This window comes from uncultured Sphingomonas sp. (assembly GCF_936927845.1).
Taxonomy (GTDB): domain Bacteria; phylum Pseudomonadota; class Alphaproteobacteria; order Sphingomonadales; family Sphingomonadaceae; genus Sphingomonas.
In genome coordinates this window covers 1-13,975 of record NZ_CAKZHV010000038.1, presented here as the reverse complement: position 1 = coordinate 13,975, position 13,975 = coordinate 1, and the positions used below count along the sequence as shown (strand labels likewise).

Sequence of the window (13,975 nt, the reverse complement as noted above, 5' to 3'; positions counted from 1 at the left end):
GGTCTCCCCCGCACCCGCGGGGATCGACCCGAGTCATCGTTCTTCCGCGGCAAAGATGCGAAGTCTCCCCCGCACCCGCGGGGATCGACCCCGACGATCATTGCTCGGCAGCAATTCATCAGGGTCTCCCCCGCACCCGCGGGGATCGACCCTTCGCCCGCGTCATCGTAGCAAAGCACGACCTGTCTCCCCCGCACCCGCGGGGATCGACCCGCGCGCGAGAAGGTGCGCGGGCGCGGCGCATGGTCTCCCCCGCACCCGCGGGGATCGACCCTCTGCGTCACTCAGGTCGGAGAGCATCTTGAGGTCTCCCCCGCACCCGCGGGGATCGACCCCAGCAGCGCATGGGGCCGCTGACCTTCGAGGCGTCTCCCCCGCACCCGCGGGGATCGACCCTTGGCGCGCTTGCCCCAATGCTGCCCGCGCGAGTCTCCCCCGCACCCGCGGGGATCGACCGAGGTGCATCGGCATGCCGTGCGCAGGCGACTGGTCTCCCCCGCACCCGCGGGGATCGACCCTTGTCCGGGCATGGGGCCGCGCCCTGGTGCTCGTCTCCCCCGCACCCGCGGGGATCGACCCTTGCCCGGATGCTGGACGAGGCCAAGCCGTATGTCTCCCCCGCACCCGCGGGGATCGACCCTCGTCGGTCGACCAAACGACGTACTCGCGGTCGTCTCCCCCGCACCCGCGGGGATCGACCCGCGCGCGTCGATTTGCTCCAGCATGTCGGGTGGTCTCCCCCGCACCCGCGGGGATCGACCCTGCGGCGCGGTGGGCAGCACCACATCCGGCTGGTCTCCCCCGCACCCGCGGGGATCGACCCCGCGCTCGTCGTGCCGGTCGACCTCCACGCCTGTCTCCCCCGCACCCGCGGGGATCGACCCACGCCCTTGCGGAAGGCTTCTCCGCACAGCTCGTCTCCCCCGCACCCGCGGGGATCGACCCCGCGATCCGCATCCGTTTTTCGAGGTGTCGCCGTCTCCCCCGCACCCGCGGGGATCGACCCGCGAGGTCGCCCTCGTCGATAAGCTGCGCGAGGTCTCCCCCGCACCCGCGGGGATCGACCCTCGCCATTCGGCGTGATGCGGACCCACGGCATGTCTCCCCCGCACCCGCGGGGATCGACCCATCGCCGGCACGGCTGCGTTCGGCACGCTCAAGTCTCCCCCGCACCCGCGGGGATCGACCCCTGCTCGCCGCGCGGCCGGTCGGCGCGCGTGAGTCTCCCCCGCACCCGCGAGGATCGACTCAAATCTGCTCGTCCCGGTAGTGCCATGGACGCGAAATATGCAATGAACCTGGTGACCCACCGCGCGCATGTCGAGGTACCCGATGAACCTGTTGCTGGTCGAAGACGATGCGGAGTTTGCCACCACCTTGGCGCGGTCGTTGGAGGCGATGGAACATCAGGTCACCGTTGTTGGAGATGGGGTGGCGGGGATGATGGCGAACGATGTGGATCGGTTCGATGCGGTGATCCTTGATCGCATGCTGCCGCAGATGGAGGGCACGACCTTTGTTGCGCGGTTGAGAGCGCGGGGGCACACCATTCCGGTGCTGATGCTGTCGGCGCTCGACCAATCGATCGACAAGGTCGAGGGCCTGACCGCGGGCGCGGACGATTACATCGTCAAGCCGACCCCGATCGGCGAGATCGACGCGCGGCTGCGCGCGCTGGTGCGGGCGCGGCAGTGGCAGGAGGGCGGCGCGGACACGCTGCGCGCGGGCGCGATCCTGATCAATCCGGGCAAGCACCGCGCCTGGTACAATGGCGAGGCGCTCGACCTGTCGAACCTGGAGTTCAAGCTGTTGCGCGAACTGGCGCGTCACGCCGGAAGCTTCGTCACGCGCCCGATGCTGCTTGAACGCATATGGGGCTATGATTTCGAGCCCACTACCAACATCATCGAAGCGCAGGTCCGCTCGCTCAGGCGCAAGCTGACCGCGCGCGGCGGCGCCGACCCGATCGTGACCAAGCGCGGCGTCGGATACATGCTGGAGGAATGAGATGACCTCGCTCAGGTCGCTGCTGCTGGCGTTCCTGGGCGCGTTCGCCGCCGCGGTCGTGTTGACCGGATACGCCACCTACACCGCGTCGCACCGCGCGATCATTGCACTGGTGGACGCGCGGATCGACCTGGCGGCCGACGCCGTGCTGAGCGACGGCGCGCCGGGCGACGCGCGCGCGATCCTGGCGCGGATCGCGGCGTTCACTCGTCGCCGCGACACCGGCGACATCGGTTTCGAGCTGGAGGACGCGCGCGGCCGCCGGCTGGGCGGCAACGTCGTGCTGGCACGCCCGATCGCGGCCGGTTTCTCGACGATCGAGCGCGGCGACAACATCGCCGGGTTGAGCGCAGGGCGGGCCGAGCGGCGCGACGCGGGCGGCGGCCTGCGGCTGATCACCATCATCGAAACCGAGCCGGTCGACGGCTATGCGGCGGTGCGGGCGCGCAACTATCTGCTGGGGTTCGGCGCGATCCTGCTGATCGTGGCGGCGGGCACCGCGACCTTTGCCTCGATCGTGCGACGGCGGATCGACGAGCTACGCGCCGCCGCCGAGGCGATCATCGACGGCGACCTGCAGCGACGCGTCCCCGTTCCGGCGCGCGGCGGCGCGTTCGCCGCACAGGCAGAGACGTTCAACCGGATGCTCGACCGGATCGCCGGATTGATGGACGGTATCCGCCACATCAGCAGCGAAGTCGCGCACGACCTGCGCACCCCCTTGGCGCGACTGCGTGGCCGATTGGTGCTGGCGGCACAAGCAGAGGAAGGCGCGGCGGCGCGCGACGAACTCGACCGCGCGATCGAGCAATGCGACGATCTGCTCGCAACCTTTGCGGCGATGATGCGGATCGCGGAGGTCGAGGGCGGCGCACGGCGCGCGGGCTTCACCCGTCTCGATCTCGCACCCTTGGTCGAGGAGGTGGCCGACACGATGCGCGAGGTCGCGAACGACAGCGGCCACGGCTTGCGCTGCGCCGCGGTTCCGCCGGTCAGTGTGGTCGGCGACCGTGCGCTGTTGGCGCAGGCGCTGCTCAACCTGGTCGAGAATGCGCTCAACCACACGCCTGCCGACACGACCGTGACGGTCGGGATCAACGCACGCGGCGATCAGGTGGCTATTCGGGTAAGCGACGACGGCCCCGGCATTGCGCCCGACGAGCGCGCGCGCGCGCTGCGTCGCTTCGGGCGCCTCGACGCGAGCCGACACCGCCCCGGTCACGGCTTGGGGCTGCCGTTGGTGCAGGCGATCGCGCAGTTGCACGGTGGATCGCTGACGCTGGACGACGCGTGTCCCGGCCTTGCCGCCACGCTGATCCTGCCGCGCGTGCCTGAGTAGGCAGGCAGCCGCGAGATCTGCCTTGATCCCGCGGCTGTCGACCATTCGTCAGAAGTTCACCATTCCCTCGACGCCGAAGGTGCGCGGCGTGTTGAAGTTGCCGTAATCGCCCAGCACGTTGTTGATGCTGCCGCTGGTCACGTTGGTGGTCGGCGCACCCGGCAGGCTGTTCGACGGGTCGCGGCGGTAGACGTACTGCTCGTCGAACAGGTTGCGCGCCCAGATCGCGACGGTCAGCTTCTGTCCGTTGGTGCCGAGCGGAATGTCGCCGAGCGCGACGCGGCCGTTGAAGATCAGCGACGCGTCGGCCTTGGTCGCGAACTGGTCGAACGCCTGCGTCGCCTGCGCGTAATTGCCGTCGAGATGGAAGGTCAGGCGGTTGCCGTCGCCGACCGGCACCGCGTAATCGATCGCGCCGCTGGCCGCGTTGCGCGGCGTGAATACGATGTAGAATTGCTGCGGCACGGTGGTCGAGGTGGTGACCCCGTTGGTGGTCACCGAATTGACGATGTTGACCTTCGGAATGCGCGTGTAGGTGTAGGCGTAGGATGCGTTCAGCGTCAGCCCCTCGAGCGGATTGACGGTCAGATCGGCCTCCACGCCGCGGATGCGCGTGGTGCCGGGCGCGTTGATCGTGACAAGGTTGTTGAAGCTGCCGGTCGCGGTCACCTGGATCGAGCTGATGTCGACCTGGCTGTTGTCGCGGTCCATGATGTACCCGGCGAGGTTGAAGCGGACGCGGCGGTCGAACAGGTCTGATTTCATGCCGACTTCGTAGGAGCGTACATCCTCGGGATCGAATGCCTGATAGTTGGACGTGCGCGAGCTGGCGCCGCCGGCGCGGTAGCCGGTGGCGTATTTGGCGTAGAAATGCAGGTCGCGCGAGGCGTCATAGGCGACCGTCACCATCGGGTTGAAGCGGTCCCACGTCTTGTCGAGCGGCTGATAGCCATTGCGTGCGACCGCGGCGGCGTTGGCGGGATTGTCGTAGTTGATGTTGCGCGAGAAGTGCAGCACGCCGCGCTTCTTGTCGTGGGTGTAGCGTCCGCCCGCGGTGACGTGAATCGCGTCGGTCGCGTTCCAGGTCACCTGTCCGTAAGCGGCGTAGCTCTTCGACCAGACCTCCGACGCGCGGTCGATCTGGCGGCAGCCGATCTGCCAGCCCGCGGGGGCCGCGACGCTGCCGCCGCCGACGCACGGGTCGAGCGTGGTGACGACGCCGGTTGCCTGATTATATTGCTGCGAGTTGGGCGTCGCCGCGTCGTCGCTGACGTGTTCGTTGAAGTAATAAAGCCCGCCGACGAAGTCGAAGGCGTCGACCGTCCCGACCGCCTGAAATTCCTGGCTGAACTGGCGCTGGCGCAGGTCGGCGAGGCTGTAGCGGCTGAAATTGCAGGTCGCGCTGGTGCAATTGAGCAGGGGGACGCGGTGCGCACCGCCGGAATTATCCCATTGCGCAACATCGACGCCGCGCCATGCGGTCAGCGAGCGCAGTTCGATATCGGGCGTTGCCTTGTATTTCAGCACGTTGGTGAAGCCGTGCGTCTGGTCGACGCTGGGCTGCTGGACGACGCCGATGTCGGCGCGGCGCATCCGGCGGTTGCCCTCGACTTGCACCACCGGCAGGACGGGGCGCACCGCGCCCGTCAGCGTGGTGTAGGCGGTGCCGGGCAGCACGCACCGGGGCGAGGCGGCCTGCGCGCCGGCGACGCAATTGTTGGGGTTGGCGTTCAGCAGCTGGCTGTAGAACGGCGAGTTCTTGTCGCGCCCGTAATCGTAGGAGAAATCGTCGGTCACGCCGTCGCGCGGTTGCCAGCGCACCGCGCCGCGGATCGCCTCGCGATCATAGTAACCGAAGCCGACCTGGCCGGGCAGCGGATTGTCGGTCACCGCCCCCTGATATTGCTTCACCGCGTCGAGCTTGACGCTGAAATTGGCATATTCGGGCAGGTCGAGGTGAAGGTCACCATTGTAGCCGCCCAGATTGGCGACACCGACGCGCACACGCCCGCCGAACTCGCCCGAGGGCGCGCGCGTGACGATGCTGAGCGCACCGCCTTCGGTGTTGCGCCCGAACAGCGTGCCCTGCGGCCCTTTCAGCACCTCGATCCGTTCAACGTCGAACAAGGCGGCGTTCAGGCCGTGCTGACGGCCGAGATAGATGCCGTCGACGTAGATGCCCACGCCCTGCTCGCGCGCGGGCTGGTTGGCGTCGAGCGGCACGATGCCGCGGATGCCGATCGTCAGCGCGCTCTGCCGCGCCTCGAAGGTCGCGACGCGCAAGCTCGGCACTGCACCGTCGGCGAGATCGTACAGGCTCTGGACGTGACGGTCCTGCAGCGCCTGCGTGTTGAGCACGTTGATCGCGACCGGGGTCGATTGCAAATTCGTCTCGCGCCGGGTCGCGGTGACGACGATGTCGCCCAGACCGCCCGATGGCGTGGCGGCATCGGTGGTCGGCGTCTGCGTTGCGGCGTCGGCGGCGACGGCTTGCGTCGCGGCGGGCACATCGGCAGCAGTCGGCGCAGCGTGCGCGGCGATCGGCATGATCAATCCTGCAACACCGCAGAGAAGTCGCAACCGCAGGCGCGAAGTGGTAAGCATGTTCATCCCCTTGACCGCCTTGCTGGCGTTGGGCGCGCGATAGACTGCGTTCAATACTTGGCGATTACACTACAAAGACAGTCAACAACTTCGTCATTTCATCTTCTCATCATCTTGAACGACGATTGATGATGGCCGCAACGTCAGCCCGTCACTTGTCGCGCCTCACGCGCGCCTGTCTCGATCCGATGGAGCGATGCCCGAACGCGCCGAGTTGTGCGCGAACAATCACGCGAGCGCGTGGTCGGACGCAACCGCGAACGCCATCGCGGCTTTATAGCCGGGGCGGACCGTGCGCCTAACAAGGATCAATGATGGAAGACTATAAGGACGTACTCGCGGGCAAGTGCCCGTTCGGTGGCGACCGGTTGGGCGGCGCGTTCGGCAGCAAGCCGACGCTGCAGGACTGGTATCCCAATCGCCTGCGGGTCGAGCAGCTCCACCGCAACGGTCCGTGCGCCAATCCGCTGGGCGAGGATTTCGACTACAAGGCCGCGTTCGAGGCGATCGACCTCCAGGCGCTGAAGGCGGAGATCAAGCAGTTTCTGCAGACCTCGGTGTCGTGGTGGCCGTCCGATTACGGCAATTACGGACCGCAGATGATCCGGATGGCGTGGCACGCCGCCGGCACCTATCGCATCGCCGACGGGCGCGGCGGGGCGGGCGAGGCGATGCAGCGGTTCGCGCCGATCGACAGCTGGTGGGACAATGGCAACACCGACAAGTCGCGCCGGCTGATCTGGCCGATCAAGCAGAAATATGGCGACGCGCTGTCGTGGGGCGACCTGATGGTGCTGGTCGGCAATTGCGCGCTCGAGATCATGAACTTCCCGACCTACGGCTATGCCGGCGGCCGGCACGACGCGTGGGAGGCGGACGACGCGACCTATTGGGGTCCCGAATACGTCAACATGTCCACGGTTGAATCCTTCGACAAGATGACCGACCGCTCGAAGCGCTGGCGCGGTGAGAATGGCGACGCCGATTACGACCTCGAACAACCGCTCGCCGCGACCAATCAGGCAATCATCTACGTCGATCCCGAAGGCCCGAACAAGAGCGGCGACCCGCTTGAATCGGCACGCGACATTCGCATCGCCTTCACGCGGATGGCGATGAACGACGAGGAAACGGTGGCGCTGATCGCGGGCGGGCATGCCTTCGGCAAAAGCCACGGCATGGTCGCGCCCGACCGCATCGGCGCGCCGCCCGAGATGGCGCCGATCGAGCAGATGGGCCTCGGCTGGCACAACCCGCAGGGCCAAGGCAATGCCGAGAACACGATGACCAACGGCATCGAGGGCAGTTGGACTCCCAATCCGACGACCTGGGATAACAGCTACCTCGAGAACCTGTTCAAATACGAGTGGCAGCAGACAAAGAGTCCCGCGGGCGCGCTGCAATGGACGCCCAAGGACCCGGACGCGCCGCGCACCCCCGACGCGCACGTGCCCGGCAAGACGCACCCGCTGATGATGATGACGAGCGACATCGCGCTCAAGGACGACCCCGTCTACCGCCCGATCTGCGAGCGGTTCCTGGCCGATTTCGACTATTTCACGCTGCAATTCTCGAAAGCGTGGTACAAGCTGACGCACCGCGACATGGGGCCGAAGGAACGCTACCTCGGCGAGGAGCGGACGATCGAGGACGATCTGCTGTGGCAGGATCCGATCCCGCCGGTCGATCACCCGCTGATCGATGCGGGCGACATTGAACGGTTGAAGCAGGCGATCCTGGGCAGCGGCGTGTCGGTGTCGGACCTCGTCTTCACCGCCTTCTCGGCGGCCTCCACCTACCGCGACACCGACAAGCGCGGCGGCGCGAACGGCGCGCGCATCGCGCTCGCCCCGCAGAAGGACTGGGCGGTCAACCAGCGCGCGATGCCCGTGATCGAGCGGCTGCGCGCGATCGGCGACGACTTCAACGCCAAGGCCACCGGCGGCAAGCGCGTCTCGCTCGCCGACCTGATCGTGCTCGGCGGCTGCGCGGCGGTGGAGCGTGCGGCGGCGGACGGCGGCCACGCGGTCGAGGTGCCGTTCACCCCCGGGCGGATGGACACCACCGACGACCGCACCGACGCCGACAGCTTCGAATGGCTGCGCCCGATGGTCGACGGTTTCCGCAACTACGTCGACGACCGGTTCGAGGACGTGACCGGGGGCAAGCTCGCACCCGAGCAGATGTTCCTCGATCGCGCCAACCTGCTCGGCTTGAGCGCACCCGAATGGGCGGTGCTGACCGCGGGGCTGCGCACACTGGGCGCCAATTGGGACGGTTCGGACACCGGCGTCCTGACCGACCGGGTCGGCACGCTGTCGAACGATTTCTTCACCGTCGTCACCAGCATGGACTATGACTGGTCGAAGACCGACGAGGCGGGGCACGGCTTCGTGCTTCGTGACCGCAACAGCGGCGAACAGCGCTATACCGCGTCCCGGCTCGACCTGATCTTCGGTGCGAACTCGCAATTGCGCGCGATCAGCGAAGTCTATGCCGCCTCGACCGGCGAGGCGCGGTTCGTGCGCGATTTCGTACGCGTGTGGAACAAGGTGATGATGGCGGATCGGTACGACACGCATCAGTAACGCGTGAAGCGGGTGGCCGGGCGAACACCGCGCGGCCACCCTTCACGGCGCGACGACGGCACCATTCTTGATGACCAGCCGGACGGCGCGGACCGCGGCGACGTTCGTGGTCGGATCGCCCGCGACCGCGACCAGATCGGCGAGCAGCCCCGATTTCACCGCGCCCAGACGATCACCGACCCGCATCCAGCGCGCATTGCCCGAGGTGGCGGCGATCAGCACCTGCGCCGGCGTCATGCCCGCCGCTGCCATCAGCACCATCTCGCGCGCGTTGTCGCCGTGCGCGTAGACGCCGACGTCGCCGCCCATGCAGATCGGCACGCCCGCCGCGCGCGCTGCGCGAAAGCTCTCGCGCGCGGCACGGACCGCGGGCGGCGCGGGCTCCGCACCGGTCCAGCCGCGGTAGCGCGCACTCGCGTCCGCGGCGGCGAGTGTCGGGCACAAGGCGATGCGCTTCGCCGCCATGCCGGCGAAGATCGCGGGCGTCCCGCCATAACCGTGCTCGATCGTGTCGACGCCCGCCTCGACTGCGCGGCGCATCCCCTCCGCGGTCGACGCGTGGACCGCGACCGGGCGCCCGGCGTCGTGCGCGGCGGCGACCGCTGCCTCCATCTCCTGCAGGCTCAGCGTGGCGCGCGCGTCCTCGCCGCTGCGCCAGCGATAATCGGCGTAGAGCTTGATCCAGTCCGCGCCCGCCGCAATCTGCCGGCGGACCGCAGCGACCATCTGCTCGGGTCCCGACACTTCCTCCGCTCCTTGCGGGATCGCGACGCCGGGCTCGAATCCTTTCGGGCCATACGCGCCGAGTGCGACGATCGCGCGCGTCGCGACGCTCAGCCGCGGGCCCTCGACGATCCCCTGGTCGATCGCCTGCTTCAATCCGACATCGGCGTAGCCCGCACCCTCGGTGCCGAGATCGCGCTCGCTGGTGAAGCCGGCGCGCAGCGTCGCGCGGGCGTTCGCCACCGCACGCGCGGTGCGCAGCGCGAGCGGTTCGTGCAACACCTGATCATCCCACGACGCCTCATCATAGGGGTGGAGGAACAGGTGGCCGTGCCCCTCGATCATGCCGGGCATCAGCGTGGCGCCCGCGAGATCGATGACGCGCGCACCCGGGGGCATCGCCAGCGCGGGGCCGACCGCCGCGATCCGATCGCCGCGTACCAGCACCTGCCAGCCGGCGTGGACCTGCCCGTCCACCCCGTCGAACACGCCGGCGGGGCGCAGCAGCAGCGGCGCGGGGTCGGCCAGCGGCACAGGGTCGGCGGGCGGCAGCGTCGCGCCGCCCAGCAGCAACGTCGCCGCGATCAACAGCCAGCGCATGGTCATCGCCTCTTCCCCGTCCTAGACCGTGCGTCATGGATAGGCTCCTTCGCCGCGCGCGCAATCCGCTGCTTCTCGCCGCCCTGGCAACGGTGGCGGCCGCGCCCGACCCGGAGGTGGCGCGCTGGCGATCGCAGGCCGCGCAGGTCACGATCACGCGCGACGATTGGGATATCCCGCACATCCATGGCCGCAGCGACGCCGACGCGGTGTTCGGCATGAGCTACGCGCAGGCAGAGGACGATTTCGCGCGCGTCGAGGCCAATTACCTGATCGCGCTGGGGCGCACCGCGGAAGCGGACGGAGAGGCGGCGATCTGGGCCGACCTGCGTCGGCGCCTGTTCGTCGACGAGGGTGAGTTGCGCCGCCAATTTGCCGCCAGTCCCGCGTGGCTGCGGACGCTCATGCAGGCGTGGGCGGACGGGCTGAACTTCTATCTCGCGACCCACCCGGCGACGAAACCGAAGGTGCTGACGCGGTTCGAGCCGTGGATGGCGCTGAGCTTCACCGAGGGCAGTATCGGCGGCGACATCGAACGGATCTCGCTCTCCGAACTCAAGACCTTCTACGCCCAGCCGACCCCGCCGACGCCCGAGGAGCGCGGCACGATCCCGCGCGAGCCATCGGGATCGAACGGTATCGCAATCGCGCCGAAACTGACGCGCGATGGCCACGCGCTGCTGCTGATCAACCCGCACACCAGTTTCTACTTCCGCTCGGAGGCGCAGGTAACGAGTGACGCGGGGCTGAACGCTTATGGTGCCAGCACCTGGGGGCAGTTCTTCGTCTATCAGGGGTTCAACGCGCACGCCGGGTGGATGCACACCTCGTCCACCGTCGACAATGTCGATCAGTTCGCGGAACGCGTGATGCGGCGCGCGGGTGGCTGGGCGTATCGCTACGGGGCGGAGACGCGCCCGCTCGCGCAGCGAAGTGTCACCGTGCGGTTCCGCCGCGCCGACGGCGGCATGGGGGAGCGCCGCTTCACCACCTTGCGGACTCACCACGGCCCGATCGTCGCGGCGAAGGACGGGCGCTGGATCGCGACGGCGCTGATGTGGCGGCCGATTCCCGCGCTCGAGCAGAGCTGGCTGCGCACCAAGGCGACGAACCTAGCCGATTATCTGAGGGTCGCGGAGCGCAAGGCGAACTCGTCCAACGACACGTTGTTCGTCGACGACCGCGGCGAGATCGCGTTCCTGATGCCGCAGTTCATGCCGGTGCGTGATGACCGGTTCGACTACACACGTCCGGTCGACGGCAGCGATCCCGCGACCGACTGGAAGGGTCTGCACCCGCTGCCGAGCCTGCCGAGTGTCGCCAACCCGCGCGTCGGCTGGGTCCACAACACCAACGACTGGCCGTGGAGCGCGGCGGGGCCGGACAGCCCCAAGGCACGCGATTATCCGCGCTACATGGATCAGGTGGGCGGCAATGCGCGCGGGGAGCACGCCGACCTGCTGCTGGCCGGCAAGCGCGGTTGGACGGCCGAGCGGCTGCGCGCGGCGGCCTATGATCCCTACCTGCCCGCCTTCGCGCGGTTGCTGCCGGGGCTCATTGCTGCGTGGCGGGCGTTGCCGGCGGGCAATGCGCAGCGCACACGGCTGGCGGCGCCGATCGCGACACTGGCGGAGTGGGATCATCGCTGGGGCTATGATTCGGTCGCGACCAGCCTCGCGGTCTTCTGGGGCGACCAGCTGTGGCGCGAGGTGGGGAGCTTCGCGCAGGCCGAGCGCGTCAACGTGCCCGATTATATCGCCTCGCGCGTCGACACTGCGGCCAAGCTCGCCGCGCTGGACGCCGCGGTCGCGCGGCTCACGCGCGATTTCGGCGACTGGCGGACGCCGTGGCGCGCGATCAATCGGTTCCAGCGGCTCGACGACGCGATCCAGCCGCATTTCGATGACGCGCGCGCCTCGACCCCGGTGCCCTTCACCTCGGCGCAATGGGGTAGCCTCGCCTCGTTCGGCGCGAAGACGTGGCCGGGTACCAAGCGCTACTACGGCACGAGCGGCAACAGCTTCGTCGCGGTGGTCGAGTTCGGCCCGCGTGTGAAGGCGAGCGCGGTGATGGCGGGCGGGCAGAGCGGCGATCCCGCCTCACCGCATTTCGCCGATCAGATCGACCGCTACGCGAGTGGGCGGTTGCGGCCGGTCTATTTCTACCCCGACGAGCTCGCCGGCCACATCGAGCGACGTTCCCGGCCGGGCGAGTAGCGCCTCAGCGCCGCTCCGCGTCGCTCTTGGCGCGCTCGGCGAGGAACGGTTCGGACGCGTTCCACGTCGGCCAGGTCGTGCCGCCCGCAATCTCGCGGCCGAGCGCATAGGCGACACTGCCTTCCTGCGCCGCGCCGGTCATGTCCCAGTCGGCGTTAAATTCGTCGCAGGTCTGGTGATAGCATTCGGCATTGTAGCGCGAACGCTCGCGCTCGCCGGCCGTCATGCCGCCGTTGACCAGATCCCGGCCGGCGCGGAAATAGACGCCGGGCACCCCCTTCTGCGCCAGCGCGTAATGGTCGGAGCGATAATACCAGCCCGCCTCGGTATTCTCCTCGGGAACAACCCGCAGCCCCTGTGTCGCGGCCACGCGCGCGAGGTCGGCCTCCAGCGGCGTGCACCCGACGCCGATCAGTTCGAGGTCGCGCGTCCGTCCGAGCACGACGTGCGGGTCGAGGTTGAACTGCGCCGCGGTGGTCGCGAGCGGCAGCGCGGGGTGATCGGCGTACCAGCTCGCGCCGAGCAGCCCCTTCTCCTCCGCGGTCCATAAAGCGAACACGACCGACCGCCGCAGCCGCGGCGCCTTCGCGAACGCGCGCGCGATCTCCAGCAGTGTCGCGGTGCCGGTGCCATTGTCGACCGCGCCGTTGCGGATGCGGTCGGCGGGCGGATCGAACGCATTCTCGCCGTACGCGTCCCAGTGCGCGCCGTAGAGGATGCTCCCCGCCTTCGGGTCAGTCCCCGGCAGCACGCCGACGACATTGTGGCTCGTCGCGCGGTCGAGGCTGGTGCGCACCTCGCCGGAGAAGGTGACGCCTTTCAGCTCGACCGCGCGAAAGGTCGCCGCCTGCGCGGCGCGCTTCGCCGCGGCGTAATCGAGCCCGCCTTGGCGCAGCATCGCGGTGCCGATATCGCCCCGCAGCGTGCCGCGGATACCGAAGGCGGGCGGAACCGTGCCGGTGTCGAGCGCATAGCCCGGCACCGCGTCGCTGTTGGCGAGCTGGAGCCAGGGATAGCTCGACGGGAAGGTGTCGTGAATCTGGAAGAAGGCGGCGGCGCCGCGCTTCTGCGCCTCGGCCAATTTGGTGCGCGCAGCCGGACTCGACGCGCGTCCGCCAAAGCCCAGATCGCGCCCCGCCTCGACATCGGGATCGCCCGCGAGCGCGACGACGACCTTGCCGCGCACGTCGACACCCTGGTAGGGATCGTAGCCGAGCTTGGGTTCCACCACACCATAGCCGACGAACACGATGAGCGCGCGGTCGAGCGTGGTCGCACCGACGATCCGCGACGACGCGGCGATCTCGACACCGGGGTTGAGCGCGCGGGTCGTCTCGCCGAGCGAGAGCTGGAAGCGCGCATCCTCGCGGGTCCAGCGCAGCAGCGGCACGTTCTGCTCAAAGCCCTTGGTTCCTGCCGGCTTCAACCCGAGCGCGGCGAAGCGCTGAGCGAGGAAAGCGAGCGTGATCGGCTCGCCGGCCTGCGTAGGTCCGCGGCCGTGGAAGTCGTCGGCGCTGAGCGTTCGCACATCGGCCTTGATCCGCGCGGGCGACAGGATCGGCGCGCGAGGATCGGCGGGGGCGGCCGAGATTGCGAGCGGAAGGGCAAGGAACAGCAATGAGAGCGGGAGCAAACGAGTCATGGTGACAGCGTGACGCGTGCGCCCAGGCTGTGCAAGCGCTTCGCGTGTCAGCGGCGCAATCGGGTGGTACCGATTTTGGTGGTTAGTGCAGGCGTCACCGGACTCTGCCGTGCACGTTGCGTGCGCGACCCTGCGCGGAAGCTGGTTGGTGCCCGGCGTTTTCACAAGCGACGCTGCTGCCCTGAGGGGCGGCGTGTGTAGTTGTTGGTTGCGGGGGCTGGATTTGAACCAGCGACCTTCAGGTTATGAGCCTGAC

The 13,975-nt window shown here is 68.6% G+C and carries 7 protein-coding genes and 1 CRISPR repeat array; of the genes, 4 read left to right on the top strand and 3 right to left on the bottom strand.

Going from position 1 to position 13,975, the window contains the following annotated elements:
- Position 1: 1 nt before the first annotated feature.
- Positions 2-1,250: a CRISPR direct-repeat array (repeat unit 29 nt; unit sequence GTCTCCCCCGCACCCGCGGGGATCGACCC).
- A gap of 82 nt (positions 1,251-1,332) precedes the next feature.
- Together Q0579_RS06105 and Q0579_RS06100 are read left to right on the top strand one after the other, a co-directional pair.
- Positions 1,333-2,007, top strand: a complete 675-nt coding sequence (locus Q0579_RS06105; protein ID WP_298810286.1) for a response regulator transcription factor — start codon at positions 1,333-1,335, stop codon at positions 2,005-2,007.
- A gap of 1 nt (position 2,008) precedes the next feature.
- Positions 2,009-3,346 (top strand): HAMP domain-containing sensor histidine kinase, encoded by a 1,338-nt coding sequence (locus tag Q0579_RS06100; RefSeq protein ID WP_298810283.1) that lies wholly within the window; start codon positions 2,009-2,011, stop codon positions 3,344-3,346.
- 48 nt (positions 3,347-3,394) lie between these two features.
- Here Q0579_RS06100 and Q0579_RS06095 read toward each other — a convergent pair whose 3' ends face one another.
- Positions 3,395-5,950, bottom strand: a complete 2,556-nt coding sequence (locus Q0579_RS06095) for a TonB-dependent receptor (protein WP_298810280.1) — start codon at positions 5,948-5,950, stop codon at positions 3,395-3,397.
- A gap of 314 nt (positions 5,951-6,264) precedes the next feature.
- On the opposite strand from Q0579_RS06095, the gene katG reads away from it, so the two are divergent.
- The gene (katG, locus tag Q0579_RS06090) at positions 6,265-8,538 is read left to right on the top strand and encodes a catalase/peroxidase HPI (RefSeq protein ID WP_298810277.1); all 2,274 of its coding nucleotides are present in this window, start codon (positions 6,265-6,267) and stop codon (positions 8,536-8,538) included.
- A 42-nt stretch (positions 8,539-8,580) separates the two neighbouring features.
- Here katG and Q0579_RS06085 read toward each other — a convergent pair whose 3' ends face one another.
- Complete coding sequence (locus tag Q0579_RS06085; RefSeq protein ID WP_298810289.1) at positions 8,581-9,861, bottom strand: amidohydrolase family protein; 1,281 nt, start codon at positions 9,859-9,861, stop codon at positions 8,581-8,583.
- Positions 9,862-9,896: 35 nt separating this feature from the next.
- Between Q0579_RS06085 and Q0579_RS06080 the strand changes: the two genes are divergently transcribed.
- Positions 9,897-12,077, top strand: a complete 2,181-nt coding sequence (locus tag Q0579_RS06080) for a penicillin acylase family protein (RefSeq protein ID WP_298810275.1) — start codon at positions 9,897-9,899, stop codon at positions 12,075-12,077.
- Between the two features lie 4 nt (positions 12,078-12,081).
- Here the strand turns inward: Q0579_RS06080 and Q0579_RS06075 are convergent, their stop codons facing one another.
- Entirely contained in the window at positions 12,082-13,719 is a 1,638-nt protein-coding gene (locus Q0579_RS06075; RefSeq protein ID WP_298810273.1) for a M28 family peptidase, read from the bottom strand.
- Positions 13,720-13,975: the final 256 nt, after the last annotated feature.